We start from the raw sequence: 24,066 nt of genomic DNA on the forward strand, positions 1-24,066 counted from the left end.
CTATAGTTCCGTTATCGACTCGAACAGTACACCGACCTCACAGTAAATGAAACTGGAGTTCCGTTATGAAGCAAAGCGAAGCCGCACCCGGTTCAGTCCGCCCTGGAGGACGGACCGCCCGGGTCCGCGAGGCAGTGCTGCGCGTCGCCGGCGACCTGCTCGCCGACCGGGGCTTCGCCCACTTGGACCTCGCCGAGGTCGCAGTGCGGGCCGGAGTCGGCAAAACCACCGTCTACCGCCGCTGGCGCACGCCGACCGGATTGGTCACCGACCTGCTGGTCGACATGGCCGAGCAGTCCGTGCCGCACGCCGATACCGGTTCGCTGCTCGGCGATCTCACCGCCAACGCCCGCCTGGTCGCGAAGACGCTGGCCGACCCACGCCAGGGCAAGCTCTTCCAGGCGGTCATCGCCGCCGCCACCTGCGATGAGTCCGCCGCCACCGCCTTGCGCCGCTTCTACGACGTGCGGCTCACCGAGTGGTCGGCCTGTGTCGAGGCGGCCGTTGTCCGCGGCGAGGCGCCCGAGGGCACCGACCCGCGTGCGGTGCTGTCCGCGGTGTCCGGCCCGCTCTACTACCGCCTACTCGCCAGCGGTGACCCCATCGACGACACTGCGGCGACCATGGCCGCCGAAGCCACGACGCGCGCCGTCACAGCGGGCACATTTGTGACGAGAACATCCGTCACGCCGTCCCGAACCTTCGACTCGCGCCACGCCGCGACAAGGGCCTCGAGCTGAGCCGGGATGCGGGTGCGCCAATCGCCAGGCACCGCGGTCTCCGTCGCACGGGCGGGCCCTGCCGCGGCCAAGTCGTAACGGCGAAACGCCCTGGAAAAGCGGATAATTGGAACCGGCACGCCGGTGCGGACCGCCCGATTCATGGCCGGACGTACGCTGGCGCTGGTGGAGCACCCAGTGAACGGAACGGCGCCGCCGGAGAGCGAGTAACCAGATGGTTGCGACCGAGCCGCTCCACGGGCATTCTCGAAGCTGACGAGTTCGGTGGTCCCACTCGATTGCGGCGTGCCACAGCGGGTATGCCCGATCGAAAGACTTACGCGGAGAGGAGCGCACGATGATCGATCGCAGCACGGACGCGGTCCCGGAGGCCGATCTCGCCGAGCAGTCCATTCCGGCGTACCCGGACCAGCCGGTGTACCCCGACGACACACCCGAACCGGACGACAGCGTCGAGCGCGCGGTCATCGAGCGCGACGAGTGGAGCGCCGACCCGGCGGACGTGGCCGAACAGGCGATCCCGGTCCCGCTGGATGACGATCTCGACGACGACCTCGGCTACTGATCCCGGTCAGGAGAGGATCTTCGCTCGTACCGCGGCATGCAGCTCGCGCAGGCTGGACCGCTCGGTCGCCACCTCCAGCACCCGCATGCCGTGCGCCTCCCCGGCCAACTCGACGGCCAGCTGCTCGGGATCGACTTGACGGTGCGGGATGCGGTACGCGGCGCACAGCGCGGCAAGATCCATCCCGTGCGGGGTGCCGAAAACCCGCTCGAAGACGCCGGCGTACTGCGGGTCGCCCTGCTCGAGCAGCTCGAAGATGCCCCCACCGTCGTCATTGGCGACCACGATGGTCAGTTCGCTCGGGCGCGGCTCGCCAGGCCCGAGGAGGAGGCCGGACGCGTCGTGCAGGAAGGTGAGATCGCCGATCAGCGCGATGGTCCGGCCCGCATGGTGCATGGCAGCCCCGACCGCGGTGGACACCGTGCCGTCGATACCCGCGACGCCGCGATTGGACAGCACCTTGACGCCCCGCCGCGGATGCGAGACCAGCGCGGCGTCACGCACCGGATTCGAGGCGCCGAGCAGTAATTGGTCGCCGTCGCGCAGCGCGTCCATCACGACCGCGGCGACGTGCAGCCCAGTCGGCTTCGGGTGCCGCGCGAGTTCGGAGCGCACCACCGAGTCGGCCTTCGCGTCCAGTTCGCGGCAGTGTTCCAGCCACCGCGCGCTGGGTGTGCCGCTGATGACCGCACGCGTCCCGGTGCCGAGCACGTTGCCGGACACATCGGGCCAGCGCGGGCCGGTCGTGAGCGCGTACACCATGACGGCAGGATCGGCGAGCACCTTCGAGACCTGGCGGTGCAGGGTGGGGCGACCGGTGATGATCGCCTGCCGCGGCTTCAGCAACGGCAGCGCGAGCGGGTGCAGCGCGGGGCCGTGCAGGGGAGCGGTGGGCTCGGCAACGGTCGGCAGATCCGCTAGTTCCGGCCGCAGTCCGGCGCCATGGCCGGAGATCACGACGGTGTCGGGGGTGAGGTCGAGCTCCAGCGGCACCTCCAGCGTCGCGTACTGGCTCTCGGTCCAGGCACGTCCGCCCGCGCGACCCGCAGGAGCGCACTCGTTCGGCGCGAGATCGGGGACCAGCGGCTCACGCAGCGGAATGTCGAAGTGCACCGGGCCCGCGTTGCCCGAGCGGGTGCCTCGGGCCGCCGCGAGCACTCGGCAGACCGCCGAACGCCACTGGCTGTTCTGGTGTCCGTAAGGCCCGCAGTCGGCGTCGCCCACCTCCTCCTCGGCGAGACCGAGCGAGATAGCCGCGCGGACCTGGCTGCCGAACAACCCGAACTGTTCGACGGTCTGGTTGGCGCCGGAACCGAGCATCTCGTAGGGCCGATTGGCGCTGAGAACCACCAGTGGGACCCTGGCGTAATTCGCCTCGAGTACGGCGGGCCCGAGGTTGGCCACCGCGGTCCCCGAGGTCATCACCACCGGTACCGGGAGGCGGCTCGCGACGGCGAGCCCGACGGCGAGGAAGCCCGCCGTCCGTTCATCGATCCGCATGTGCAGCCGCAGCCGCCCGGCCGCGTCGGCGGCCTGCAGGGCGAAAGCCAGCGGGGCGTTCCGGGAGCCGGGGCACAGGACGACATCCTGTACGCCCCCACGCGCGAGTTCGTCGACGACGACTTGCGCTTGTGCTGTTGACGGATTCACGCCTTCAGCCTCCCAGACACTCTGGCCGCAGTCGCCTTCGGGAGGCTTTCAATCACACTGTGTCGTCACCCACACCATCGTGAATCTATAGCCGACATGGGTGTACCTGAATCCACGTTCGCGGCCCGGCTCGTGTCCGAGCGGCCGCTCGGACACGAGCCATCAAGGGCCCGGAACACGCAGCGCCGAAGGCGCTACACATCGAACACAGAACTCAGGCGTGCTTCTGGACCAGGTCGCCGACCCGGGGCAGCGCCTCGATGACGTTCTTCTTCGCCGAGGAACGCATCGAGGAGTAGACCTTCTTCAGCGCGGGACGGGTCGAGGCATCGGCACGCGCGTCGGTTACCGCGAGCAACGCCTCGGCGACCTCGTCGGACTTCGCGACGAGCAGATCGGCGAACGTGCCGGCGCCGGACGCCGTGTATTCCTGCCAGAACGGGTCCAGCTGCGCGACGAGTTTGGGCGCCAACGACTCCAGTGCATCAGGCACGATCGACGGGCTGATCTTCTTGACCGCCGCGTAGCCACCCTTCACAGCCAGGCCGGACGCACCACCCTTGTCCGAGACCTCGGCATCAAGAACCTCGACGGCATCGGCGAGAAAGGCCGGGCGCTTGGCGTCGTCGAGCAGGGATTCAGACAGTGCTGCAACCACTTTCAGGTTCCTCCGGATCGGTGTAGATGAACGAGCGAGGGAAACTATACGCACCTGCGCCGGCATTCTCCCGGCTACGGCTGCCAGGGCAGCAACTGCACCATCAGTCCTTCGCAGTCCGCGAGCAGATCGCCCTGCTCATCGAGCAATTCGGCGGTGATGAAAGTTTTTCGACCCTCGATGCGGTCGACGCGCCCGCGAACAGTGAGCGGCGTTTCCAGCGGCGTGATCTTCCGGTAGTTCACGTGCAGATACGCGGTGCGGCTGATCGGCCGTCCCGCGTAGTGCACGATCATGCCGAGCAGATCGTCGAACAGCAACGGGAGCACGCCGCCGTGCGCAGCCCCGTTGCCGCCCAGATGGAAGCGGCGGAATTCCCCTGTCATCCGGATGCCCTCCGGTCCTGCCTCGACGACCTGCCACGGCAGCAGCAGCAGGCTGCCGCGCCCGGGCAATTCGACGACGCGGCCCGCCGGGCCCTGCAACTCCGGCGCGCGGTAGGGCTCCAGCAGACCGATGAGTGCGCGGGCTTGGGCGAGCGCGTCGCCTAACACCTCGTCCGGTGCGTCCACCGACACCGCGAGATCCTGCAGCGTCCGCATCGCATCGACGAACGAGCCGAAGTTCGGCCCGGCCTGCGCGCGGGCGACCTTGGGAAAGCCCCCGTGCTGCTCGTAGCGGGACTCGTCTACCGCGCTCCGGTCGATAACCGGTTTCACTCGCTCGCTCATACCTGCACGGTAACGCGTCGTTTTACACCGTCAAATCGAGGCCGTCGAAGGTGCGGCAAATATGGAGAACCGCAGGCCCCGCAATGGAGCGGAGCACAGCCGCGAGCACCCCGACGCCCGAAGTGCTGCCGAAAGAGCCGCTAATTGCCACTCACCGCCAACCACATGGGCCCCACTCCCGTTTCCGAGCGCGGCGAGACCGAGGATTCCCGTTCGCGAGCCATCAAGGGGCCGCGAACACGCAGCGCCGCAGGCGCTGCAAAACAGCACCGCGCAATAATCACAGGCGTGACGTTCACCCCGAAGCTGTGGCGACCCGTTCCCGGGTTCGAGAATCTGACCGACATCACCTACCACCGACACATCGAGCAGGGCACCGTACGCGTCGCGTTCGACCGACCGGAGGTGCGCAATGCGTTCCGCCCGCATACGGTCGACGAACTCTTCCGGGCCCTCGACCACGCCAGGATGACCGCGGACGTCGGCGCGGTGCTGATCACCGGCAACGGCCCCAGCCCGAAAGACGGCGGCTGGGCCTTCTGCTCCGGCGGCGACCAGCGCATCCGCGGACGCAGCGGCTACCAGTACGCGACCGGCGACACCGCGGACACAGTGGACCGGGCCCGCGCGGGCCGGTTGCACATCCTGGAGGTGCAGCGGCTGATCCGATTCATGCCGAAGGTGGTCATCGCGTTGGTGAACGGCTGGGCCGCGGGCGGAGGGCACAGCCTGCACGTGGTCTGCGACCTCACCCTGGCCAGCCGCGAACACGCCCGCTTCAAACAGACCGACGCCGACGTGGGCAGCTTCGACGGCGGCTACGGCAGCGCGTACCTGGCCAAGATGGTCGGCCAGAAGTTCGCGCGTGAGATCTTCTTCCTGGGTCGCCCGTACACAGCGGAGGAGATGCATCAGATGGGCGCGGTCAACAAGGTGGTCGACCATGCCGAACTGGAAGACGTCGCGCTGGAATGGACCGCCGACATCAACGGCAAATCCCCGCAGGCCCAACGGATGCTGAAGTACGCGTTCAACCTGCTCGACGATGGGCTGGTCGGCCAGCAGCTGTTCGCCGGCGAAGCGACCAGGATGGCTTACATGACCGATGAGGCCGTCGAGGGCCGCGACGCGTTCCTGGAGAAGCGCGCACCGGACTGGGCGCCCTACCCCTGGCACTTCTGACATGGACGTCCTGAGCAGCCGTATCATCTTGCGGCCCGCCGACTACGCGTCGACTCTCGCGTTCTACCGCGACGGGCTGGAACTGGCCATCGCGCGGGAATACCCCGGCGGCACGGTCTTGTTCGCGGGCCAATCGCTGATCGAGGTAGCCGCCCACGGCGGATCGGGGGACTCCTCGTCGTTCCAGGGCGCCATCTGGCTCCAGGTCCGCGATGTGTCCGACGCCGCCGCGCAACTCGCGCTGAAGGGGATCGCGATCGAACGGCCACCGGTGCAGGAGCCGTGGGGTCTGATCGAGATGTGGGTGCGCGATCCGGATGGGGTGCCGATCGTCTTCGTAGAGGTCCCGCCCTCGCATCCAATTCGACGGGATTCCCGCTGGTCAGCGGAGTGAAGACAATTTCACTTGGTAATCCGGCGCGCACCGCCGAGTTGCCAACGCGGCAGCCTGCGAGGACGATAACGCTCGATGGCCACCCGACCGCCGACGTCCGAGTGGGCTGTGTCCGCGTTCCGTCCGACGAGTGAATCGCAGTCTCGATGCCTGGCGAACCAGAGTCCCGATCCGTCCGGATGGCCGCGATTGTCGCGCGCCACCCCGGCAAACCCACCCATTCCGCGTGCGGCGACGCGGGCATGACACGATCCCTACCGTGAGGGAGCGCAGCGAGCGAGCCATAACCACAGCGCCGCCGGGCATGACGGGGCCGAGCGCCCCCGAGGCGAAGTCGTGAGCAGGATACTGCGGACCTTGCCGATGCCCACCGGATCCGGCGTTCGCGACATCATGCCGCATCTGCGGGAGGCGCTGGAGGGCAGCGGGTCCGCGTGGTTGCCGATACCCAACACCGACCGTCGGGAGGCACGCCGCCTGAGCGACGCGCTGTCGCCGGCCGAGCCGATCGACGACGAGGTGGCCCTCGTGGTAACCACCTCCGGTACCACGGGCGTGCCGAAAGGCGCGATGCTCAGCGCGTCCGCGCTGCGTGCCAGCGGCACCGCGACGCACGATCGCCTCGGCGGTCCCGGTAGCTGGCTGCTCGCCCTGCCGACCCACCACATCGCGGGCATCCAGGTGCTGCTGCGCAGTATTCTGGCAGGAACCGAACCCACGGTGCTCGACGTGTCCGGCGGATTCCTGCCCGAGGCGCTGGCGGGCGCGATCTGCGGCATGCGCGGTGAACGCCGATACACGGCGCTGGTCCCGACGCAGTTGATCAAAATCCTGGACGCGCCGGCGGCAGCCGCGGCGCTTGCCCAGCTCGACGGCGTGCTCGTCGGCGGCGCGGCCACCCCGCTTCCGGTCTACGAGCGCGCGAGAGATGCCGGTATAACCCTGGTTCGCACTTACGGCATGAGCGAGACCTGCGGGGGCTGCGTGTACGACGGCGTCCCGTTGAACGGCACGAAGGTGCGGGTCGAGGACGGCCGGGTGGTACTCGGCGGTGCGATGATCGCCTCGGGCTACCGCAACCAGCCCGATCATCCCTCCTTCGCCGAACCCGGCTGGTTCCGCACCGAAGACGCGGGCACGTTCGACGACGGCGTGCTACGGATCACCGGACGGCTCGACGAGGCGATCGCGACCGGCGGCTTGCTGGTGCTCCCGCAGGTGGTCGAGGCGGTGCTGATCACCCACCCGGCGATCAGCGAGGTCGTGGTCCTCGGACTGCCGGACGAACGGCTGGGGCAACGGGTCGCCGCCGCTGTAGTGCCGGCCGCGGGCGCAACGCCGAGCCTCGCCGAGCTGCGCGACCACGTGATGGCGGAACTGGATTCCACCGCGGCGCCACGCGAACTGGCATTGCTCGACGAGATCCCGCTGCGCGGGCCGGGCAAACCCGACCGCGTCAAGCTACGCGAATACCTACTCGCCGACTCGACGCCTTAGGCCCGAGTCGACCCCACTCCCCCGCCTCCAAGCCGAACCGAGACCGAGCAATAGACCTTCCCAGTGCCGCAGGCTCGGCCAATCAACGCCACCCTCACCACCTACCGCAACCACACCGGCCCGACTCCCGATTCCGAGCGCAGCGAGACCGAGCATTCTCCGTTCGCCATTAAGGGGCCGCGAACCCGCCGCGCCCGCGCGGCCAAAGACAGCGCCGTGCAAGAGCGATGCAAGTCCAGGCCGCCACAGTCGTGGGCATGACATATTTCGCACCGAATGCAGCGCTCGCCGTCGAGGCGGACGGCCTGGTCAAGGTGTTCGGGGAACAGCGCGCCGTCGACGGAGTGAGCCTGGCAGTACCACAGGGCTCGGTGTACGGCGTGCTCGGACCGAACGGCGCAGGCAAGACCACGACGATCCGCATGCTCGCGACCCTGTTGCGGCCGGACGGCGGCGGCGGCCGCATCTTCGGCCACGATGTGGTCAGGGAGCCGACCGCCGTCCGATCCCTGATCGGCGTCACCGGCCAGTACGCCTCTGTCGACGAGGACCTCAGCGCCACCGAGAATCTGGTCGTCTTCGCCCGCCTGCTCGGCCTGAGCCGGCTCGACGCTCGGCGTAAGGCGGTCGAGCTGCTGGACGAATTCGACCTCGCCGAGGCTGCGAGCAAGCCGCTGAAGAATTTCTCCGGCGGCATGCGGCGCAGGCTCGACCTGGCGGCCAGCTTGATCGCGACCCCACCGCTGCTGTTCCTGGACGAGCCGACCACCGGGCTGGATCCGCGCACCCGCGCCCAGATGTGGGAGACCATCCGCCGCCTGGTCCGCGAGGGTGCCACGGTGTTGCTCACCACGCAGTATCTGGAGGAGGCCGACCAGCTGGCCGACCGGATCGCGGTGATCGACCGCGGCAAGGTGATCGCCGACGGCACCGCCGACGAGCTCAAGGCCTCGGTGGGCGGTTCCTCGCTGCACCTGACCTTGGTCGACCGCGGCCAGCTCGACGAGGCGCGCCGCATCGTCGCCGACTTCCTCGGCACCGAGGCTCAGATCTCCCCGGAGGCGGGCAGGCTCACCGCGCCGATGCCCGACGCGGGCGTCACCGCCGATCTGCTGATCCGCCTGCGCGAGTGGGAGATCGGGGTCGACGAGATCACCGTGAGCAAACCGAGCCTGGACGAGGTCTTCCTCACCATCACCGGCCACCCGGCCGAAGACAACAGCGACGACGACTCCGAAAGGAGCGCGGCATGACCACCCTCACCGCGACCGAAACCACCGCGCGTCATGCGGTGCCCGCACCGATTCCCGACGTGAGCAACCATATTCCGCTCGGGCAGGCGGTGGCGAACTCGTTCACCATGGCTTACCGCGGCTTGCTGAAGATCAAGCACAACCCGGAGCAGCTGTTCGACGTCACCGTACAGCCGATCCTGTTCACCGCGTTGTTCGCCTACATCTTCGGCGGCGCGATCGGTGGCAGTGTGAAGGACTATCTGCCGATCCTGATCCCCGGCATTCTGGTGCAGACGGTGGTACTCACCTCGGTCGTCACCGGCACACAGTTGCGCGAGGACATGGACAAGGGCGTCTTCGACCGGTTCAAATCGCTCCCGATCGCTCGCATTTCGGCACTGGCGGGAGCGCTGATCGCGGATATGGCGCGCTACGTCATCGCGACGGTGCTGACCATCCTCGTCGGACTGTGCATCGGCTACCGTCCGGACGGTGGCGTGGGGGGCGTGATCGCGGCGGGCCTGGTCATCGTGGCCTGCTCGTTCGCGATCAGCTGGATCTGGGCGTTGGTCGGTGTCACCGGTAAGAGCGCGGCGGGTGTGCAGGGCATCTCGATGATGATCATGTTCCCGCTGACCTTCATGTCCGGGGCCTTCGCGCTGGTGGGCACGATGCCGGGCTGGATGCAGGCGATCAATCACGCGAACCCGGTGTACTACATGGTGAACGCGTGCCGCGCGCTGATGAATGGCAACGCTTACGGCACCGACCTGGCCTGGTCGCTGATCGGCGCCGTGGTAGTCATCGCGATCTTCGCCCCGCTGACCGTCAAGGCGTACATGCGCCGGGCGTAAGGCACATACGATGCGCACGCCGGGTGACACGAACCAGTCTCACCCGGCGTGCCGTCGTCGGTCCATGGTGCGCGGCGGCTGTGTCGCCCCGACGGGCGTCGCGGCCGAATGTCACCGGATATCCACCGAGTGTGCCGCGATAGCGCGTCAGCGGGCCTCGTTCAGCTCGTGCAGTATCCGCATTATGCGGTCGGCGGAGTCCTTGCGGCGCAGATGGCCGACCCGCTCACGCGCCTCGGCGACCCGGCCTGCACCGAGCGCCGCGCCGGCCGCATCTGCGTGCCCAGCCCAGCGCATCGAGGGAAAGTCCTGCCGGCAGAACACATTCGGCGCCAGCGCGAGCAGCTCGAGACCGCGCGGAACATATCGATCGACGGCGATGAGATACGAGCCGACCGCACAGGCGACGGCGCCGATCTGCGGCAGGTCCTGATACTGCGTCATACTCGGCAGGGTGACCTCGACCAGCTCCGCGACCAGGGTCGCGGCAGAGTCGGCGGCGCCGTAGAGCACCTTCGCGTCGAGCGCCGCCGCGGCGAGCATCAAAGCCCCCGGTCCGGGCTCGAGCACGCTGTCGGGCCAGCCGTACAGCTCGAGCGCACGCTGGTAGCGATACAGCCCACCATCGATATCGCCCTCCGCGAACGCCACCTCGGCCGAACTCTGCACGACCGTTGCCAGCAGGCGATTCTGCCCGCCGGTCGAACTGTCCACATCCGACGTGCCGAGCGCGAGATCGAGTTCGTGCGCGGCCTGCTCCAGCTCGCCGATACCGACCAGCGAGGCCACCAACATGCTGCGGGTCTCCACCGTGTCCTCGTAGGCGCCGAGCCGCTGCAGCATGTCCAGCGAACGACGGTAGTACGTCACCGATTCGGCGTACTGAGCGATCTGACCGCAGACCTGGCCGAGGTGCCTGCACACCATGGCCACGCTCCAGACGTTGTTGTGCCCGAAGATCTCCAGCGCCCGGATGGCGTCGACGGTCGAGCCGCGAACGTCGCCGAGGTTCTCCCTGATGTTGGCGCGCAGCAGCAATGCGGTGGCCCTTGTCTCCTGATCGCTCGATCGAAGTGCGTGAGCGATCAGCCTGCCGAGACCGCCGCCGTCGGGCCGAACGAGCACCACTCGGCCGATGAACCGGTTGTTCTCGGTGAGATCGGTGCGGTCGCGCAGCAATCGGCGCACGCGCAGGCGCAGCTGGGCGAGCGCGCGAGCACCACCACCGGTGTAGGCGAGATGCAGGAACATCATCTGGTACGTGGTCAGCACCAGATCCGACCGCGGCGCGTCGGGACCGAATACGGCCGGCTCCAGGTCGATGACCCGCGCGGCCCAGTTGACCACCTCGGTGTGCGAGCCGCGAATCACCCATATCGTCGCGACGACCGGGAAGACCGTGTACGCCGTCACGGCGTCCCACCGTTCGATCGCACAGCGCAATGCCGCGAGCAGGTTGTCCAACTCCATCGCGACCGAAAGCGCCAGCTCGATCTGGTCGCCGGTCAGATATCGACGCGCAACGTCGTCGGCATAGTTCGTGGCCCACCGCATTATCGCGATGTCGACCGATTCGGCCTCCCCCGCGGTGCGGGCCAGCTGCTCCTCGCCGTATTCCCGCACGGTTTCCAGCATCCGATAACGGGTGCCGAGCACCTCGTCGTCCAGCACGGCGAGCAGCGACTGATTGACCAACCCGTCGACGGCGGCGGCGACGTCGTCCACCGCCGCTGCGCCCGCCACGGCCTCGGCGGCCGAGAGCGTGAAACCGGCCGGGAATCGGCATAATCGGCGCAGCGTCACCTGCTGCGCGGTGTCGAGCAGGTTCCAGCTCCAGTCGATCACGGCGTGCAATGTGCGATGTCGTTCGGGCGAGCTGCGGTCGCCGTGGCGCAGCAGAGCGAAGCGATCGGCCAGCCGCTCGTTGATCTCCTCGACGCTCATCACGCGCACCCGTGCGGCGGCCAGCTCGATGGCCAGCGGCAGCCCGTCGAGGGTATGGCAGAGCTGGGCGACGACGTCCGGGTCCAGCCGGACGCCGGGGCGCACCGCCCTGGCGCGCGCCGCGAAGAGCTCGGTCGCGGGCGAGCCGGCCGGGTCGATCGTCAAGGGCGGCAGTGGATACACGGTCTCGGCGGTGATCATCAGCGGCGCGCGGCTGGTGGTGAGCACGGTCAGCCGGTCCGCGATGCCGATCAGATCGGCGACGACCACGGCGACGGCGTCTATCAGGTGTTCGCAGTTGTCCAGGATGAGCAGCATCGAGCGGGCCGATATCGCGTCACGCAGCCGCTGACGGGCATCGAGCGCCTGCCTGGCACGCAATGTGGCGGAGTCGAAGGTGACGTCGCTCAGGCCGAGCACCGCGGCGATCGCCGCCTCGATCTCGACTCTGGCGTCGTCGCCCTCCGCACGCACCGAGGCCAGTTCGACCAGTACCACCGGGCGGGAGGCCGCCACGCGCGCACCGATCTCGTTACCGACCCTGGTCTTTCCCGAGCCGCCCGGGCCGAGGATGGTGATCACGCGGGAATCGCACAACAGTTCTTCGAGCGCGGTCATATCGTCCATGCGGCCGAGCAGCATGTTGGGCGCGGCACGCAGCCCGATCGCGGCGGGTTGCTGGAATTGCGCCGCCGCGACGATGTTCTCGCCCGAGGACAGCGCGCCTGCAGCGGCCGAGCTCGGCGCACCGCCGGAGGGATACCGCGGCGCGAGGTCGGCGCCGCACACCGGCTCACCGCGCAATATCGCGGTGTTCAACGCTACGAGCGCAGGACCGGGGTCCGTACCGAGGTGCTCGGCCAACCGGGACCGAAAGGCCGCGAAGGATTCCAGCGCCTCGTTGGCGCGGCCCGCCGCGGCGAGCAGGCACATCAGGGTCTGCTGTGCGGGTTCGTCCAACGGGTCGGTGGCGTTGCGGCGGCGGGCCAGGCGCAGTGCGCCGTCGATGTCGCCGACGGACTCGCGCGCGACCAGCTCGAGCGCATCCAGTTCGGCGAGCCCGTGTGCGGCGGCGGTGCGCAGCTCGTCGGCGAGGTCACCGGCAGGCAGGTCGGCGCCGGGTTCCCCGCGCCACAAACCTCGTGCCTGCCACACCGCGTCCAGGCACCCGGTCGGGTCGCCCGCTGTCCGGCAGGTACGCGCCCGCCGCACCAGCGCGCCGACCAGGCTCAGATCGACCTGATCGGTGCCCATGCTCAACCGGTAACCCGCGGGCCCGATCTCCAGCGCTCCGTCGGGCAGGGCGGAGCGGAGCCGGGAAACCTGGGTATGTAGCGCATTCATCGGCGCCCTCGGCGGCTGCTCGCCCCACACGTCGTCGATCAGTGCCTGTGCGCTGCGGCTGCGGCCCGTCCGCAAGGCGAGCGCCGCGAGCAGCAGTCGCGAGCGCGTGCCCGGCACAGGTGTCAGCGCGCCGTCACGGCGCAGCGCGATTTCGCCCAGCAGGGCCACCACGACCGATTCGCCTGCGGGCGCCGTCACGGGGTGACTGTGGCCGTTCGGGCCGCTCTGATCCGGAAACATCCCGCGGTCATCGTATGCGAGCTGGACTGATCGGGCCGGCATGATTTCTTTGCCCCTGTTCCGACCGGTCGGTCGCTTAGGCTGACCGCATGGCTGAGTTCGAAGTGGTCCGTTCGGCCGTGATCACGGCCGAACCAGCGCGAGTGCATACGCTGATCGACGATTTCCACGAGTGGGGCAAGTGGTCGCCCTGGGAAGATCTCGACCCGCAGATGCAGCGCAGCTATTCCGGTGCCGACTCCGGTGTCGGCGCGCGCTACGCCTGGAGCGGTAACCGCAAGGCAGGCGCGGGCAGCATGGAGATCATCGCCAGCGCTGAACGAGAAATCGGCGTCCGCCTGGAATTCCTGAAGCCGATGAAATCTACCCACCAGGTGACCTTCACCCTGGATCCGGTCGAGACCGGCACCGAGGTGACCTGGCGGGCGACAGGGCGGCAGTCCGGCTTGATGGGCGTGGTCGGGAAGCTGATACCGATGGAGAAACTGGTCGGCAAGGACTTCGAGAAAGGACTCGCCCGTCTGCAGCAGGCTGCGACTGCCCAGACGGGCTGAACACCCCCGCGCATTAGGCTGCGGATATGGCTACTGCAGCGCAATGGATCGAAGGCGCGCGACCGCGTACCCTGCCGAACGCGATCGCCCCTGTGCTCGCCGGGACCGGCGCGGCCGCGTCGGTCGGCGGTGCGGTGTGGTGGAAAGCGATTCTGGCGCTGCTCGTTTCGCTGGCGCTGATCATCGGCGTGAACTACGCCAACGACTACGCCGACGGCATCCGCGGCACCGACGACGTCCGGGTCGGCCCGCTGCGGCTGGTCGGGCAGAAGCTCGCGTCGCCCGCCGCGGTGCGCAATGCCGCGATCGTCAGCCTCGCCCTCGGCGCGGTGTTCGGCCTTGTCCTCGTCGTCACGAGCGCGTGGTGGCTGCTGCTCATCGGTGCCGCCTGTCTGGCCGGAGCCTGGTACTACACCGGGGGCAGCAACCCGTACGGCTACAGCGGATTCGGCGAACTCGCGGTGTTCGTCTTCTTCGGCCTGATCGGCGTGCTCGGCACCCAGTTCGTGCAGGCGAAGGAGATCGATTGGGTGGGCGGACTGCTCGCGGTCGCGGTGGGCGCTTTCTCCAGCGCTGTGCTCGTCGCGAACAACCTGCGCGACATCCCGACCGACACCGAGTCCGGAAAGGTCACGCTCGCGGTGAAGCTCGGCGATCCGCGGACTCGCACATTGCATCTCGCGCTGCTCGCGGTGCCGTTCATCGCGACGCTGGCCCTCGTCGCCCGCACGCCGTGGGCACTGGTCGGCCTGGTCGCAGTGCCGCTGGCCGTGCGCGCCAACGCGCCGGTGCGTCGCGGCAAGGGCGGACTCGAACTGATTTCCGCTTTGCGGGATTCCGGCCTGGCCCTACTGGTCTGGTCGGCGGTCACCGCACTCGCGGTCGGGGTCGGCTAGCCGAACGCGCTGCCGAAGGACCCGGTACCTACTCACCGCAACCACATCGGCGCTGGAAACGAACACAGCTCCTAGTCGTCGCCGTCCGGGACCAGGATGCCGAGCACCCAATTGACGATCGAGACGATGATGCCGCCGAGCACGGCGGCCCAGAAGCCCTCCACCCGCAGGCCGTAGTCGCTGAATGCCTCGGTGATCTCCGCGGTCAGCCACAGCATGAGCGCGTTGATCACGAGCAGGAACAGGCCGACCGTCACGATCACCAGTGGCAGCGACAGCAGTTTGACGATCGGCTTGACCAACGCGTTCACCACCGTGAAGACCGCGGCAACGACGAGCACGACAACGATCTTGGCGCCGGTGCCCTGGTCGGAGGGGCTGATGATGTCGATCTTGTCGACCCAGGCCGCGGCCAGCCAGATGGCCACCCCGTTGATGATCAACCGAATCAGAAGCTGCATGGGCCAATGCTAGGCCTGCGGGGCGGACATGTGCTGCCACAAAATGAATATCGTGACAGCACACGTCCCCGGCTCTCAGGCGGGACGGTCGAGCAGGGCGTGCACCTTGGGACGCAAGTCGTGGATCTGGCCGGAGCCGCCGAACAGGCGCACGGTGGTCTGATTGGGCGCCCGCAGGATTCCCAGCAGGACGTGCCCGGATTCTATGGTCTTGTCCTTGCGGCCGAGCGCCTCGCGCAGGGCGAGCTCCAGAACCTTTTTCGCGTCCTTGGTGAACGGGATGTGCCCGACGTTCCCATTGCCGCGACCCCAGCCGAACGGACCGCGCCGTGGTTCGGGCACCGCGCGATCGAGTGCGTCCTCACCGAAGTTGGCCTCCAGCGATTCGCGCACCGCGTCGAGATCTATGCCGATGGAGCGCAGGGCCTCGGCGTCTTCCGCGCCGAGCGGTTCCCCCTTGCCATTGTCGGCCAGCCTGCTCAACACGCTCTCGTGGGTAAGCCCGGCCTCGGCGAGCAGCGCCTTCAGCTCCGGGTCGCCGTGCGAGAGTAGCCCGAGCAGCACATGCTCCACCTCGATGTTGGGCGCGCGCAACTCTCGAGCGTCCTCCTGGGCGTTGACGATGGCCGTTCGCGCCGACCTGCTGAACCGTTCGAACATCAGCGGCTCCTGCCTCTCCGGTTGTACTTCTGGTGGACCGCCTGCTTGCTGACCTCGAGTGCCTCCGCGATCGCCTGCCATGACCAGCCCTGTTCGCGGGCATTGGTCACCTGGATCGCCTCGAGACGTTCGAGCAGCCGACGCAGTGCGAGCACCGCGCGCAGCCCGACCTTGGGGTCGGGACTGCCTGCGGCGGCCGCCAGGGTGGTTGCTTCATTCATGTCGTCAATTTTTATTGACGAAACAGCGCAATGTCAATCTGAATTGACAACTGTGGGCGCGGGCGCGCCCGATTCAGCTAACGGAGAACGGATGGGCAGGTCTGCGAAACAGATCTGGCCGCGCCCACGCGGCGGCAGATTCGCCAGGTTCCGCGCAGACGCGACCGCTCTCGGACGGTTCAGGTCAGGCGTCCCAGATTCCGGTCGCCATGAACTTGTCCAGGATCGCGGTGGGCTCGGCGAGACCGATCCCCTGCGACGCGACCCAGTCGTCGTCGAAATACGTTCCCGCGTAGCGATCTCCGCCGTCACACAGCAGCGTGACCACGCTGCCGCGGCAGTTCTCGGCGATCATTTCGGCGACGAGGGCGAACACACCCCACAGGTTGGTGCCGGTCGACCCGCCGACCCGCCGACCGAGCCGCACGCTGGCGTGCCGGGCGGCCGCGATGGAGGCCGCGTCGGGCACCTCGAACATGCGGTCCACCACCGGCCCGACGAACGACGGTTCCACCCGGGGACGGCCGATCCCCTCGATGCGCGAGGGCATGCCGGTCTGATAGGCCGGATCGCCGGTCTCGTAGCCGCCGAAGAACGCGGAGTTCTCCGGATCGACAACAGCCAATTTCGTTGCGTACCTGCAATAGCGGATGTAGCGGCCGATCGTGGCACTGGTTCCGCCGGTGCCCGCGCCGACCACGATCCACTCCGGCACCGGATGGGTCTCCAACGCCATCTGTTGGAAGATCGACTCGGCGATGTTGTTGTTGCCGCGCCAGTCGGTGGCACGCTCCGCATGGGTGAACTGGTCCATATAGTGGCCGCCGCACTCGGCGGCCAGCCGCGCCGCCTCGGTGTACATGTCCGGCGGACGCCGCACGAAATGGCAACGGCCGCCTTGCGCTTCGATCAGCGTGATCTTCTGCGGGGACGTGCTTGCGGGCATCACCGCGACGAAGTCCAGGCCGAGCAGCTTCGCGAAGTAAGCCTCGCTGACCGCGGTCGAGCCGGAGGACGCCTCCACCACCGTGGTGCCCTCGGTGACCCAACCGTTGCAGATCGCGTACAGGAACAGCGAGCGCGCCAGCCGGTGCTTGAGGCTGCCGCTGATGTGCGTGGACTCGTCCTTCAGATACAGCTGGACATTCCACTCGGCCGGCAGCGGATAGCGCAACAGATGGGTGTCGGCGCTGCGCTGGGTGTCGGCATCGATCAGCCGGACCGCGTTGTCGACCCAGTCACGCGGCGTACTGCGATCACAGGACTTCACGAGGACGTCCCCGTGTCCTCCGGATTCTCTCCGCGAAGCCGCGCGCGCAGCTGGGCCTTGTCACGGCGACGGCGCTCGTCTACCAGGGCGATGTCCTCGTTGACCTTGGTGCGGAGCCGTTTGAACAGGGTCAACGACAGCGGCATCGCGATGATCAGCGCGAACAGGGCGGCGACCACCAGCGGAATGTCCACCGAGACCAGCCGTGCGGCCAGCACGATGACCGCCGTGAGCACCACGACCAGAGCCAGCCTGGCGAGGCTGTAGAGCGCCAGATTGCGGGCCAGCCGACGACCTGCGCCAGCAGTTTGCTGTCCGCGAACACCTTCCGGTGGAATTTCGTCACGCACATCGGTCAGCCTATGCGAAGCTGTTGCCCAGCCTCGGCGCGCGCCTGTTGCCGGGGGTGGGGCGCACATCCGATTTGTCTATTACCTCCCCTTTACCAACAGTAGGTGGTTCGAGTACCTAGGGGTTTCGGTGCGACGATGGCGCCATCTGATGAGGGAACTGTCGAGAACGGAGAGGTTTGCTATGACTGCGATCACCGTCGGCGGCCAGGACACCCTGCTGACGCCGGGGCAGGTTGCTGCCCTGTTCCATGTCGACCCCAAGACCGTGACGCGCTGGGCTCATGCCGGGCGACTGGGGTCGTTGCGCACACCGGGCGGGCATCGCCGGTTCCGCGAATCAGAAGTACTCCAGCTGCTGCAGTCGCTCACCACCGAGGCGACGGCACACTGATCGCAGGGCGCGCGGGCCCGTCGTTCTGGGGCCCGCGCCAACCCGCAGGACCGATTTCGCGCCTGCGGTGGGCGGGAGTCACGTACGCGACTACCCTCGTAACCAGGAGGTGAGCGACGTGACGTACCTGTTGGCACTCATCGCAATGGCGGCAGTCGCGGTGTTGTGCTGGAAGGCGTTCGGCCCCGAGAAGGCCGGACCGACCGCCCCACAAGCGCGTTCACCGCGACGCAAGCGCATCATCGGCCCCGACGACGATCCAGAGTTCCTCTGGCGCCTGTCCCGCCAGCACCGCGACGGCGAGTCCGGCTCGGCAGATCGCTGACGAGGGCCTTCGCACCTCGACGGCCGGGTGCGCTCAAAGCGGTGCGATCGAAAGCATGCGCCGAGTGACATCTCGCCGGTACCCATTCGCGCGTCGGGTTCGGCATAGGTGCCGAGCGCGATCATCGAAATTCAGATCGGCAACTTGCTTTGCCGCGGGCGTGCCCATACCGGCCCGCTAGCGCTGCTCGACGGTGCGCATCAGGTCGCACATCGCCACAAACACACGACGTTTCCATGGAGCAGCGATGTGATATTTGTCACTATATCGAATAGGGGGCAGGCGCGCTGCGGTGCGCCTGCCCCCATCACTCGCTAGTTCCGATCACGGTTCGCCGTTGACGACCGCCATCAAAGCGTCCGTGAACGGCTGCCCGCCCTGGATGGCACCTCCAGCGATCGCACCGACGACCAGGCCGATCGGTCCGGTGATGATGCTGAAGAAGCCGAGGCCGATCAAGGCCCCGAGCAGACCGCCGAGCAGAGCCCCACCGACCACGCCGACGACGTTCTGGTTCAGTTCGGCGATGAGGCGGTTCATCGAGCTGATCGGCTGCATCTCGCCGATCTCCTTCGCGTCCGCCACCGGCGTGAGCGCGAGGCGCGTGCCGTTATCGCTGATCTCCTGCGCGACCGCCAGTCGGCTTCCGGAGACCTGGAAGGTCAACGGCACTTCGGCGACGACCGCGCCGGTGTCGGACGTCAGCGCGATCTTGGCGCCGTTGTCGACGAGAGCGAACTTGCCGTGCTCGACCGCGGTGGTGATCGCTCCGGTCTTGTCGGAGACGGTGGTCTTGTAGTCGACGCCCTGCTCGACGCCGGATGTCGTGACCTCCCGATTCGCCTCCACGGGCTGCGCATTCGCGGTTCCCGCCGCAATGCCCACGGCGGCAACCGCACTGAGCGTGATGGCGGCAATGGTGCCGAACTTCATTATGGAATTCCTTCTCACAGAGAACCTCCGGCGCCGGAGGCCGGATGGCGTGTGACTGTACAACGCCCGTAGCTTGTTGCCAGATATGGCGATCGGCATATGACCGCACGGAGGTCCGTTATTCGATTGTGACCGACCCAGGGGACGAGAAGGGGAATACTCGGCCACAACGAATGCCGTTGGGAGCAACGGCTCGACGCGGATGCGCCGCATAGTGTATGCATGGCGTGATCTTCAATCCGCAAGATTCACAACTTCGGAGCTCATCGGGAGCGAGTTCGAAGGGTTTACAGCTGTGGAGGACGTGACGTGTCGCGCCAACGTATTCGTGCCGGTATCACTCTGACGAGCTTCATAGTTGCGACCGCACTAGCGGCGGCTCTCGTGGCCTTTGCCGCCGTGTCGATGTCCGGACCTACCGAGGAACCGGCGAAGACCGCCCAGAACGACAGCGCGGCAACTACTTCGCCGCCGCCGCCGCCGACGACCTCCGACGAACCGGTGACGACCACCGAAGCCGAGCCTCCGCCGCCCACCACCTCGGCGATGCGCGGCGCTTCGAACAAGAGCGCCACCACTCTCCAGGTGAGCGTCGGCGAGTGCGTGCACCTCGGCGGCTCCGGCGGCATCGAGAAGGCGGCCTGCGGCAGCTCCAGCGCCACCTACAAAATCACCGAGAAGGCGCCCGCGAACAGCCCGTGCCCCACTGATGCCGACCGCACCTACAACGACACCCTGCAGGGCGCCGCACAGGCCGCGCTGTGCCTGGACATCGACTGGGTGGTCGGCGGCTGCATGGAACTGGTCCCCGGCGATCCGAAGCGCCTGGACTGCGCCGCCCGCGGCACCCCGAACGGGGTGCAGGTGGTGGACATCAAACAGAACACCGTCGACGTCAATGCCTGCGGCTCGGCCGACAGCGGAATCGTCTACCGACAACGCCATTTCGTGGTCTGCGTAGCGCGCCTCTGAGGGGCGCGGACCGCTCGGCTCAACGCATGAGTACCGAGCCCCTCGGTCTCGACGTCACGTCTTCGCACACGCCTCACCTCCTCGTACACTCCACATCTGCAAAGCTCCGAGTACGTGCGAAGAACTCGTGGACGTGCGCTCGCCAAGTGCCCAGCCGGTGGGATCGCGTAGCGCCCCGCCCGGCAATGTCTAAGTTGCTACCGTCGATCTGTGAGCCGAACCCAGTGGACTATCCACGGTGAGCGCGTCGTGGATGAGAACGGCCATATCCGTTTATCGACAGTGGATGTCGAGCTGCCCAGACGGTGTGAAGTTCACACAGTATGTGGCGCGTGTGCCTACTCGAGGCCCGACTCAGCACTACTGCGTACCGACGACCCGAGCAGAGCGAGCGAGTGACCCGCCAAACGCACGAAAGCGCTGGTATGACGGGACCCCGTCGATCGGTCCAGGTGATCGGACCGCAGGGGTCAGGTCAGGTAAAGCCCTATCAGTTCAGCCCGGCATACGAATGCAACCCACTGATCACCATGTTGATGATGAACAGGTTGAACAACATCGCGACGAACGCCGCGATGTTGATCCATGCCGCCTTGGTGTCACGCCAGCCGGACGTGGCTCGGGCGTGCAGATAGGCGGCGTAGAGGACCCAGGCGATGAAGGAACAGGTTTCCTTCGGGTCCCAGCCCCAGAAGCGACCCCAGGCAGCCTCGGCCCAGATCGCGCCGAGAATGACGCCCGCGCCGAAGAGCGGGAAGCCGATAATGGTGGCTTTGTAGGCCAGGCGGTCGAGGGTGCGGGCATCAGGCAGGCGGCGGGCGATGGCGCCGACGATGTTGGTCGATTCCTGACCGTCGGGCTGACGCAGGCGGTAGAGGAACAGCATGCTCGTCACACCCGCGAACAGGAACACCCCGCTGCCGACGCTGACGATGGTGACGTGCACCGGCAGCCAGAAGGACTTCAGCGCGGGAACTACGGGCGCGGCGTCGGCGTAGAGCACGGTGCCCGCGAGGAACATCAGGATCAACACCGGCACGAGCAGGAAGACCCACATCGAGCGGTAGCGCTGCTCGCGCAGGAACAACACCCCGACCAGCACAGCGGCGGCCGTCGCCATGGTGACGAACTCGTACATGTTGCCCAGCGGGAAACGGTGGGTCGCGAAGCCGCGCAATATGATCGCGCCGACGTGCAGCACAATGCCTACCATCAGCACGGAGAACGCCATGTTGCCCAGCCGCTCCGACAGCGGTCGTTGCGCGGGCTCGGCGACCCGGCCCGGTCCCGAAAGGGTCGCCCCCACCGACACCAGCTCACGCTCGGCGACCTGACGGCTGCGCGCCGTAGCGTATTGCCAGATCAGCAACACCATGACCAGCGCGTACACCACGATCGCCGTCTTGAAGGCGAAATCGCTGTACCTGGCGATGGTCTCGTCGATCGGCATGGTTACTCTCCCGTGGTTTCGGCGCCACGCGCCGAGGTGGTTCGGTCGCCACGAGCGCCTTGTTGCTCGTCGAGCAGGCGCCCGCGCATCCGGTCGAACTCGCTTCCCCAGCCGGCCTGGTCGGTTCTGGCGAGCCCGCCCATCTCTACTACAGTGCGTCGTTGATCAACGGTACCGGGTGTGTCTTCGGCCGGGTAGACCCGCACCCAGATCCGCCTGCGCTTGACCAGCAGGGAGACCAACAGTCCCGCCATCATCAACAGTGCACTCACCAGCACCCACTGCTGCGCGGGATCGTGCGACACCTGCAGGTTCACGAACTCCTGCGCACCGTCGAAGGCGACCTTGGTGCCATTGGGAAGCGTGGTCGACTCCCCGGGACGCAGGTTCACCCTGGCCTCCTTGGTCAGCCGACCCTGTTTGACCTGTTCGGGGTCCAGCGCGAACAGCGACTGCGGCTTGCCCGTGTCCAACCCGGTATCCCCGCGGTAGATGTCGACTGCCACGGCCGGGTCATTCATCGCTGGAAACGCGGAGCTCATCAGCGTGCCGTGGAACATGGCGGTCGGCGCGAACAGGCCCTCGATCGCGATCTGGTTCTTGCGGCGTTCCTCGTCGGTGGCGTACATGCCGCCGGGCGGGTCGATCCGCAGTACGCCACTGGACAGGAACGTGGACGCGTCGTCGGGTCGCCATTGGATGGACTCTGTGCGGGTCTGTCCATTGGGAAAGGTAACTGTGAAGGTCGGCGCGTAGCCGTGGCCCTGCAGGTAGAGCCGATCACCTGCGACTCGGAGCGGGTGGTTCACCTGCACCTGGGTGTCGCGCCAGGTGTTCGTCCGGAGGTCGTCGCCTGCCTGGTAGGCAATGCCCGCGGTGAACATCTCGGCTTGGCCGTTCGTCAGGTAGTCGGCCTTGAAGTCCTCGACCCGCACGCAGACCGGAGTCATGCCGGTGCCGTCGTTGACGTTGCCCGCCTTGAACGAGTCGAACACCGCGGGCGAGGTGGTGCAGAAGCCGGGGCCCTTGTTCGCCAGCACGATAACGCTGCCCTCGTAACCGAACAGCTTGCCCACCGCGATGGCGATCAGCAGCCCGACCAAGGCGAGATGGAACACAAGATTCCCGAGTTCGCGGGTGTAGCCCTTCTCCGCCGACAGCGTCACCTCGCCGTCGCGCGTACCCGGCCGGACCTCGGTACGCCAGCCACGCAACTGAGCGCGGGCGCGCGCGACCACCTCCTCCGGCGTGTGTGCGACGCTACCGGAGTAGTGGTGCGGGAGCCTGGTCAGGTTGCGCGGCGCCCGCACCGGCGGCGTGCGCAGCGCGCGGTAGTGGTCGACGGTGCGCGGCAGGATGCAGCCGACCAGCGAAATGAACAGCAGCGCGTAGACAGCCGTGAACCAGAAGCTGGAAAACACGTCGAACAGCTCGAACCGGTCCATCCACGGACCGAGCGTCGGCCGATCGGCAATGTACTGGGTGACCTTCTGCTCGTTGAGATTGCGCTGCGGCAGCAGCGCGCCGGGAATCGCGGCCAGTGCGAGCAGGAACAGCAACACCAGGGCGGTACGCATGCTGGTGAGCCCGCGCCAGGTATTGCGCACGAACGCCCAGGCGCGGCCGAGCTCGGATTGGCGCGGCGGCGCGGGAGTTTCGGTTGCCTGCTGGTCGGTCACGGTCATATCGGCAAGCTCACCTCGGAAACGAACGCATCGCGCACCCAGGCGACGAACTGGTCCCATGCCCCGGTCACCAGCGCGGCGCCGACCACGACCAAAAGGATGCCCCCGATGACCTGGATGGTGCGCGAATTGCGGCGCAGCCAGCCGACGCCGCGCAGCGCGCTCGCCGACCCGAACGCGAGGACAACGAACGGCAGGCCGAGGCCGAGGCAGTAGGCGACGATCAGCGCGACTCCGCGCGCAGCTGTCGTCCCGTCGGTGCCCGCCGCCACCGCCATCACACCCGACAGCGTCGGGCCGAGACAGGGTGTCCACCCGAGCGCGAACACCCCGCCGAGCAGCGGCGCGCCCATGATGCTGGTGAGCCTGCGCGGCTCCATCCTGGTGTCGCGCTGCAACGCGGGCACGAGGCCGATGAACACCAGGCCCATCAGGATCGTGACCACGCCGCCGATCCGTTGCAGCATTTCACGATTCACGTTGAGCGTCTGGATGACGCCGAACACGGTGGCCGTGGCGAGCACGAAGACCACGGTGAACCCGGCGACGAACAGTCCGGCCGCACCGGCGACCCGCATCCGTCCGGAGCTCCGTTCCGCCGAATCCGTGACGGCAACCGAACCCGTCCGGCCCTTCGCGGCCTGGGCGGCGGTCGCGGGCGGGGCCTCGGCGCCGACCAGTCCGGCCAGATATGAGAGATACCCCGGCACGAGCGGCACGACGCACGGCGAGGCGAACGACACAAGACCCGCCAACAGGCACGCGCCGAGCGCCAGCAGCAGTGGCCCGGAGGCCGCCGTCTGCTGGAACGACTCCCCGGCGCCGGCAAGCACCATCACGTGGCCTCCCCGGTCCGCGGCG

The 24,066-nt window shown here is 67.5% G+C and carries 25 protein-coding genes; 12 read left to right on the plus strand and 13 right to left on the minus strand.

Going from position 1 to position 24,066, the window contains the following annotated elements; genetic code table 11:
• The first annotated feature begins 65 nt into the window (after positions 1 to 65).
• Together OH799_RS21135 and OH799_RS21140 are read left to right on the plus strand one after the other, a co-directional pair.
• Positions 66 to 740 carry a TetR/AcrR family transcriptional regulator gene (locus tag OH799_RS21135; RefSeq protein WP_406266775.1) on the plus strand — a complete coding sequence of 225 codons (675 nt, stop codon included), beginning with the start codon at positions 66 to 68 and terminating at the stop codon, positions 738 to 740.
• 337 nt (positions 741 to 1,077) lie between these two features.
• Entirely contained in the window at positions 1,078 to 1,305 is a 228-nt protein-coding gene (locus tag OH799_RS21140) for a hypothetical protein (protein WP_406266777.1), read from the plus strand.
• Positions 1,306 to 1,311: 6 nt separating this feature from the next.
• Here the strand turns inward: OH799_RS21140 and menD are convergent, their stop codons facing one another.
• The 3 genes from menD to OH799_RS21155 all read right to left on the minus strand — a co-directional run bounded on the left by menD (position 1,312) and on the right by OH799_RS21155 (position 4,344).
• Positions 1,312 to 2,955, minus strand: coding sequence for a 2-succinyl-5-enolpyruvyl-6-hydroxy-3-cyclohexene-1-carboxylic-acid synthase (gene menD / locus OH799_RS21145; protein ID WP_406266780.1), 1,644 nt, complete (start codon positions 2,953 to 2,955; stop codon positions 1,312 to 1,314).
• Between the two features lie 214 nt (positions 2,956 to 3,169).
• On the minus strand, positions 3,170 to 3,613 hold the full coding sequence (locus tag OH799_RS21150) for a DUF6918 family protein (RefSeq protein ID WP_406266783.1): 444 nt from the start codon (positions 3,611 to 3,613) through the stop codon (positions 3,170 to 3,172).
• A 74-nt stretch (positions 3,614 to 3,687) separates the two neighbouring features.
• Complete coding sequence (locus OH799_RS21155) at positions 3,688 to 4,344, minus strand: PaaI family thioesterase (RefSeq protein WP_406266787.1); 657 nt, start codon at positions 4,342 to 4,344, stop codon at positions 3,688 to 3,690.
• A gap of 288 nt (positions 4,345 to 4,632) precedes the next feature.
• Here OH799_RS21155 and OH799_RS21160 point away from each other — a divergent pair, with 288 nt between their 5' ends.
• The 5 genes from OH799_RS21160 to OH799_RS21180 all read left to right on the plus strand — a co-directional run bounded on the left by OH799_RS21160 (position 4,633) and on the right by OH799_RS21180 (position 9,506).
• Entirely contained in the window at positions 4,633 to 5,526 is an 894-nt protein-coding gene (locus OH799_RS21160; protein WP_406266790.1) for a 1,4-dihydroxy-2-naphthoyl-CoA synthase, read from the plus strand.
• 1 nt (position 5,527) lies between these two features.
• Positions 5,528 to 5,920, plus strand: a complete 393-nt coding sequence (locus tag OH799_RS21165; RefSeq protein WP_357260197.1) for a VOC family protein — start codon at positions 5,528 to 5,530, stop codon at positions 5,918 to 5,920.
• Between the two features lie 363 nt (positions 5,921 to 6,283).
• The gene (menE, locus tag OH799_RS21170; RefSeq protein ID WP_406282327.1) at positions 6,284 to 7,417 is read left to right on the plus strand and encodes an o-succinylbenzoate--CoA ligase; all 1,134 of its coding nucleotides are present in this window, start codon (positions 6,284 to 6,286) and stop codon (positions 7,415 to 7,417) included.
• A gap of 257 nt (positions 7,418 to 7,674) precedes the next feature.
• Entirely contained in the window at positions 7,675 to 8,670 is a 996-nt protein-coding gene (locus OH799_RS21175) for an ATP-binding cassette domain-containing protein (protein WP_406266793.1), read from the plus strand.
• Positions 8,667 to 9,506 carry an ABC transporter permease gene (locus OH799_RS21180; RefSeq protein ID WP_406266796.1) on the plus strand — a complete coding sequence of 280 codons (840 nt, stop codon included), beginning with the start codon at positions 8,667 to 8,669 and terminating at the stop codon, positions 9,504 to 9,506. Before OH799_RS21175 ends, OH799_RS21180 begins: the two co-directional genes overlap by 4 nt.
• Positions 9,507 to 9,653: 147 nt before the next feature.
• Here OH799_RS21180 and OH799_RS21185 read toward each other — a convergent pair whose 3' ends face one another.
• Positions 9,654 to 12,992 carry an AfsR/SARP family transcriptional regulator gene (locus OH799_RS21185; protein WP_406266799.1) on the minus strand — a complete coding sequence of 1,113 codons (3,339 nt, stop codon included), beginning with the start codon at positions 12,990 to 12,992 and terminating at the stop codon, positions 9,654 to 9,656.
• Between the two features lie 131 nt (positions 12,993 to 13,123).
• Between OH799_RS21185 and OH799_RS21190 the strand changes: the two genes are divergently transcribed.
• Together OH799_RS21190 and OH799_RS21195 are read left to right on the plus strand one after the other, a co-directional pair.
• Complete coding sequence (locus OH799_RS21190) at positions 13,124 to 13,588, plus strand: SRPBCC family protein (protein ID WP_406266801.1); 465 nt, start codon at positions 13,124 to 13,126, stop codon at positions 13,586 to 13,588.
• Between the two features lie 26 nt (positions 13,589 to 13,614).
• Entirely contained in the window at positions 13,615 to 14,484 is an 870-nt protein-coding gene (locus tag OH799_RS21195) for a 1,4-dihydroxy-2-naphthoate polyprenyltransferase (protein WP_406266805.1), read from the plus strand.
• 71 nt (positions 14,485 to 14,555) lie between these two features.
• Here the strand turns inward: OH799_RS21195 and OH799_RS21200 are convergent, their stop codons facing one another.
• The 5 genes from OH799_RS21200 to OH799_RS21220 form a co-directional block, all read right to left on the minus strand.
• A complete protein-coding gene (locus OH799_RS21200) occupies positions 14,556 to 14,945 on the minus strand; it encodes a phage holin family protein (RefSeq protein ID WP_406266807.1) in 390 nt (129 codons plus the stop codon).
• A gap of 75 nt (positions 14,946 to 15,020) precedes the next feature.
• The gene (locus OH799_RS21205; protein ID WP_406266810.1) at positions 15,021 to 15,605 is read right to left on the minus strand and encodes a Clp protease N-terminal domain-containing protein; all 585 of its coding nucleotides are present in this window, start codon (positions 15,603 to 15,605) and stop codon (positions 15,021 to 15,023) included.
• Positions 15,605 to 15,826 carry a helix-turn-helix domain-containing protein gene (locus OH799_RS21210; RefSeq protein ID WP_406266814.1) on the minus strand — a complete coding sequence of 74 codons (222 nt, stop codon included), beginning with the start codon at positions 15,824 to 15,826 and terminating at the stop codon, positions 15,605 to 15,607. Before OH799_RS21210 ends, OH799_RS21205 begins: the two co-directional genes overlap by 1 nt.
• Before the next feature lie 184 nt (positions 15,827 to 16,010).
• Positions 16,011 to 17,096: a PLP-dependent cysteine synthase family protein gene (locus OH799_RS21215; RefSeq protein ID WP_406266817.1), complete on the minus strand. Its 1,086-nt coding sequence runs from the start codon at positions 17,094 to 17,096 to the stop codon at positions 16,011 to 16,013.
• On the minus strand, positions 17,093 to 17,446 hold the full coding sequence (locus tag OH799_RS21220; protein ID WP_357260172.1) for a DUF4229 domain-containing protein: 354 nt from the start codon (positions 17,444 to 17,446) through the stop codon (positions 17,093 to 17,095). The genes OH799_RS21215 and OH799_RS21220 overlap by 4 nt, the downstream gene beginning before the upstream one ends.
• A 184-nt stretch (positions 17,447 to 17,630) precedes the next feature.
• Between OH799_RS21220 and OH799_RS21225 the strand changes: the two genes are divergently transcribed.
• Both OH799_RS21225 and OH799_RS21230 read left to right on the plus strand, forming a co-directional pair.
• Positions 17,631 to 17,840, plus strand: a complete 210-nt coding sequence (locus tag OH799_RS21225) for a BldC family transcriptional regulator (protein ID WP_327110406.1) — start codon at positions 17,631 to 17,633, stop codon at positions 17,838 to 17,840.
• 118 nt (positions 17,841 to 17,958) lie between these two features.
• Entirely contained in the window at positions 17,959 to 18,165 is a 207-nt protein-coding gene (locus OH799_RS21230; protein WP_406266820.1) for a hypothetical protein, read from the plus strand.
• Positions 18,166 to 18,489: 324 nt separating this feature from the next.
• On the opposite strand, the gene OH799_RS21235 is transcribed toward OH799_RS21230, so the two are convergent.
• Entirely contained in the window at positions 18,490 to 19,098 is a 609-nt protein-coding gene (locus OH799_RS21235; RefSeq protein ID WP_357260167.1) for a hypothetical protein, read from the minus strand.
• Positions 19,099 to 19,503: 405 nt separating this feature from the next.
• Here OH799_RS21235 and OH799_RS21240 point away from each other — a divergent pair, with 405 nt between their 5' ends.
• Positions 19,504 to 20,070 (plus strand): hypothetical protein, encoded by a 567-nt coding sequence (locus OH799_RS21240; RefSeq protein ID WP_406266823.1) that lies wholly within the window; start codon positions 19,504 to 19,506, stop codon positions 20,068 to 20,070.
• A 490-nt stretch (positions 20,071 to 20,560) separates the two neighbouring features.
• Here the strand turns inward: OH799_RS21240 and ccsB are convergent, their stop codons facing one another.
• Genes ccsB through OH799_RS21255 form a run of 3 tightly spaced genes read right to left on the minus strand, consistent with a single transcriptional unit; the run spans position 20,561 to position 24,041 of the window.
• A complete protein-coding gene (ccsB, locus tag OH799_RS21245) occupies positions 20,561 to 21,520 on the minus strand; it encodes a c-type cytochrome biogenesis protein CcsB (protein ID WP_406266826.1) in 960 nt (319 codons plus the stop codon).
• A gap of 2 nt (positions 21,521 to 21,522) precedes the next feature.
• The gene (locus OH799_RS21250) at positions 21,523 to 23,205 is read right to left on the minus strand and encodes a cytochrome c biogenesis protein ResB (protein WP_406266829.1); all 1,683 of its coding nucleotides are present in this window, start codon (positions 23,203 to 23,205) and stop codon (positions 21,523 to 21,525) included.
• The gene (locus OH799_RS21255; RefSeq protein WP_406282330.1) at positions 23,202 to 24,041 is read right to left on the minus strand and encodes a cytochrome c biogenesis CcdA family protein; all 840 of its coding nucleotides are present in this window, start codon (positions 24,039 to 24,041) and stop codon (positions 23,202 to 23,204) included. The genes OH799_RS21250 and OH799_RS21255 overlap by 4 nt, the downstream gene beginning before the upstream one ends.
• Positions 24,042 to 24,066: the final 25 nt, after the last annotated feature.

It is taken from the genome of Nocardia sp. NBC_00881 (assembly GCF_045207455.1).
Classification (GTDB): domain Bacteria; phylum Actinomycetota; class Actinomycetes; order Mycobacteriales; family Mycobacteriaceae; genus Nocardia.